The sequence below is a fragment of the Bradyrhizobium sp. Kon58 genome, from assembly GCF_055807455.1.
In genome coordinates this window covers 1-263 of the sequence record NZ_JBVVOT010000472.1, presented here as the reverse complement: position 1 = coordinate 263, position 263 = coordinate 1, and the positions used below count along the sequence as shown (strand labels likewise).

The window sequence follows — 263 nt, the reverse complement described above, 5'->3', positions numbered from 1 at the left end:
ACGAACTCAATCGCCATATCATCGGCCAGGACGATGCCAAGCGCGCCGTCGCCATTGCGCTGCGCAACCGCTGGCGCCGGATGCAACTGCCCGAAGAACTGCGCGTTGAAGTAACGCCGAAGAACATCCTGATGATCGGTCCGACCGGCGTCGGTAAAACCGAAATCGCCCGGCGTCTGGCCAAGTTGGCCAATGCCCCGTTCATCAAGGTCGAAGCCACCAAGTTCACCGAAGTGGGCTACGTGGGCCGCGACGTCGAATCG

General features: G+C 61.2%; 1 protein-coding gene. It reads left to right on the top strand.

Annotation, left to right across the window (positions count from 1 at the left end; translation table 11 throughout):
- Positions 1-263, top strand: a 263-nt coding sequence (locus AC0L20_RS41195) for an AAA family ATPase (RefSeq protein ID WP_473295860.1), incomplete at both ends; no start/stop codon positions are given.